This is a genomic window from Armatimonas sp. (assembly GCF_043760365.1).
GTDB lineage: Bacteria > Armatimonadota > Armatimonadia > Armatimonadales > Armatimonadaceae > Armatimonas.
Window position 1 is genome coordinate 1 of record NZ_JAYUPA010000911.1, and the last position, 2929, is coordinate 2929.

Here is a 2929-nt window from a genome sequence, read left to right on the forward strand (position 1 = left end):
GAGCAAGAGCTTTGGAGGGGCTGAGCTGCTCAAGCTGGGCCTGAGTGCGGTGCTGGGAAGCAAGAAAACGGAGCAGGATTCTCAGGCCACGCCTCCTGCGGATAAGAATACGGCATGGAATGAGTCGCAAGCGGGTAAGTGTACGGAGCGCGCCGTGCAGCAGCTTGTGGCGCGGCTGATGGACAAGATCCCCCTCGCCTCCGAGAACGATATTGAGGACATGCGAGTTACCGCGCTTCAGTTCCAGGGGCTTGGGGACTACAGTGAGGCCACACAGATCGTGGAGGTGCTCAGCAAACTCCAGGGAATCGCAGGGGCAGAGCTGAAGAGCTACACCCCGGAGCTGACGGAGATCACCGTCCGAGGGAGTGCGAAGACTCTCAAAGGAATTGTGGGGAGCTTGCTAGCAGAGGAGTCGCTGAAGGCGTTCAACCTGCGGGTTGCCAGCGCCACCCAAGACAGCGTGGTCTTCAAGAAAGGCTAGAGTCCTGAATCCCCTCCGCAGGCCGTCGGCCTGTGGAGGGGATTTTTTTATTTTCCAACAAAATCGGGCACAATGCCCACTAACTCTCTGAAAGCAATGCTGACGCTCGACCCAAAACTCCTTCTGGAGCACAAGGACCGCATCTATCGCCTGGCACTACGCCTCAGCGCGGGCTGCGTTTCCGAGGCGGAGGACATCACGCAGGAGACGCTTCTGGCGGCGCTCAAGACCCTCCCGCTCTTTATGGGCAAGGCCCGGCTCACCACTTGGCTGCACACCATCACGATTCGTACGTGGCGTGCCCAGCAGAAACGCTCGCCGCTGAAAACCGAGTCGCTGGATGAATCGGAAGGCATTGCGCCGGAAGACATCGCCCTGCGGCTGGACTTAGATCGCGCGATCTGTGCCCTCTCCGAGAGCCAGCGCGAGGCGTTTGTGCTGGTCAAGGCCGAGGGCTGGACGCATAAAGAGGCCGCAAAAATTCTAGGTGTGCCACAGGGAACGGTGCAAGCCCGCGTCTTTGAGGCAACGCGCCGCCTGCGGGAGCTGCTTTCAGAGGGAAAAATTAAATGACCGAGAACGAGCTAGATCAACAAGCACGGCTCTGGCACGTGGAGAGCACACTAGCCGACGAGAAAGTGCAAGCTGTTAATACACAGATCAGGGCTGCGCTCCCCCCAGTCCGTACTCGCCATCGCTGGCAACGAACGGGTACTGCACTGGCCGTGATCGGCCTGCCCTTGAGTGGTATGACGGCTCTCGTCCTGAATGTGAGATCCCTAGTCAGGAGCGCGAAAGTTGAACCTCTCATGGTTGAAGCTGGCGGCGAGTTGGCGGCGGCATCGGGCCATCCCTACCTACTAGCTGATGGGACGGTTATCGCAAATACACTAGGCTTTGCCCAACGCTGGCAGCCATCCCACTCGCTCTCCGAAAAAATTCACTTACCCGAATCCATTGCACTGCAGTCACGTTTTCCCCAAAAAGCATTGTCTCATGTACAGGTAGTGGAAAACGGGGAATTATTAGGAGATTTACATGGTAAAACGCTAAGATATAAAGATTCTTCAGCGCAAATAAGTTGTAGTTTTTGGTTTCATGATGGGAAATGGGAAATGCTAGCTCCGCTCCCTGGCTATCAAATATCCAGTGCTCAGACCGTTACGAAAAATGGAATTATTGGGTATAGCCGGATAGCTGGGGTTGTAAAACTGGGGGGGGAAATTCGCCCTTCGACAAATAATGGGTCTGGAAATGGTTTGGGTATCATGATGCCAAATTGTGAGTGGATTACTATTGTGAAAGACCAGTTGACGCTCTGGCGTGATGGCAAGCCTGAGCCTTGTCTGTCGTGGCCAAAAGAAGAGCAGGAGGGATTGGTTACTAGTGTCAATCCAAAAACGAATACAGGAAGCGTTCATTCGGTTCGCTTAGGAAACAAAATTATTCCTCTCCCGATGGCAGAAAAAAAGAAGGATGGGGAGGTTCTCTGGGAAGCGGAGCCTAAAAAGATGAATAAGAACGGAATGCTGATCGGAACCATCTCGCGCAATAGCGAGGGCATGGGAGCGATCTGGGACTCACCCTCCGCGAAGCCACGCCTTCTCTGGGAGAAGCCCCCGGTTTTTGGGAAGGTCTGCCTCTCCTGTGAGGACATTGATGACGAAGGCAAGGTGGTGGGAGTGATGGTGGATCAGATAACCGATAAGCCTTCGCCGTTTGTCTGGAAAGACGGGCGCTGTCTGGATCTGCAAACCCTGGTTCCTCGGGGCACGGGCTGGCAACTGGAGAGGGGAGTTCGGGTCATGGGGCGATTTGTCCTCGTGCAAGGCAGCGACCATGGTCAGGTTCGGTACTTTCGCGTGACGCTTCCCCCAAACTATCCGTAGGGCTCAGTCCAGCCGCCGGACGGGGTAGCCGCCTGCCTGGAGGCGCTCTTCAAGGCGAGCAATGTGCTCCTCGCCGCGCACTTCGATCAGCATCTCAACGCCGGTGCGACCGTAGGGAATCTCGGCGCTGATGCGGTTGTGGGTCACTTCCATCACGTTGCCACCCGCTTTTGCAATGGTGTCCAGAAGCGCCGCGAGGCCACCGGGGCGATCGGGGCACGATGTGAAGAAGTGAAAGTAGCGGCTGGTGCGGATCATCCCGCGCTCGATCAGATCAGAGAGGAGCTTGAGGTCAATATTGCCGCCACAGAGAATACACGCCGTCTGCCCGACGCCAAGCCCCGGATGGGCGAGCAGTGCCGCCAGCCCCGCCGCGCCCGATGGCTCGACCAGCACTTTCATGCGCGTGAGGAGCAAGAGAATTGCCTCCGCGATGCGCTCGTCGCTCACGGTCACCACGTCGTCGGCGAGGGCCTGAATGTACTCGAACGTGCGCTCACTCGGGGCCTTGATCGCGATGCCATCGGCGATGGTGTCGCAGGGAGTCAGGCGCGGC

Annotated in this window: 4 protein-coding genes; 3 read left to right on the top strand and 1 reads right to left on the bottom strand. The window is 57.2% G+C overall.

The window, feature by feature from the left end:
* From ACH2EH_RS22815 to ACH2EH_RS22825, 3 genes are all read left to right on the top strand, one after another.
* Positions 1-484, top strand: a 484-nt coding sequence (locus ACH2EH_RS22815) for a hypothetical protein (protein ID WP_395145376.1), incomplete at its 5' end; no start/stop codon positions are given.
* 72 nt (positions 485-556) lie between these two features.
* Entirely contained in the window at positions 557-1057 is a 501-nt protein-coding gene (locus tag ACH2EH_RS22820; RefSeq protein ID WP_395145377.1) for an RNA polymerase sigma factor, read from the top strand.
* On the top strand, positions 1054-2373 hold the full coding sequence (locus ACH2EH_RS22825) for a hypothetical protein (RefSeq protein ID WP_395145379.1): 1320 nt from the start codon (positions 1054-1056) through the stop codon (positions 2371-2373). The genes ACH2EH_RS22820 and ACH2EH_RS22825 overlap by 4 nt, the downstream gene beginning before the upstream one ends.
* 3 nt (positions 2374-2376) lie before the next feature.
* On the opposite strand, the gene ACH2EH_RS22830 is transcribed toward ACH2EH_RS22825, so the two are convergent.
* Positions 2377-2929 (bottom strand): pyridoxal-phosphate dependent enzyme (locus ACH2EH_RS22830; protein WP_395145381.1); only part of this gene is annotated, 553 nt, incomplete at its 5' end.

Bases quoted from the DNA above. Each gene is read 5' to 3' on its own strand.
- ACH2EH_RS22820 (WP_395145377.1), top strand. From the start codon at position 557: ATGCCCACTAACTCTCTGAAAGCAATGCTGACGCTCGACCCAAAACTC.
- ACH2EH_RS22825 (WP_395145379.1), top strand. From the start codon at position 1,054: ATGACCGAGAACGAGCTAGATCAACAAGCACGGCTCTGGCACGTGGAG.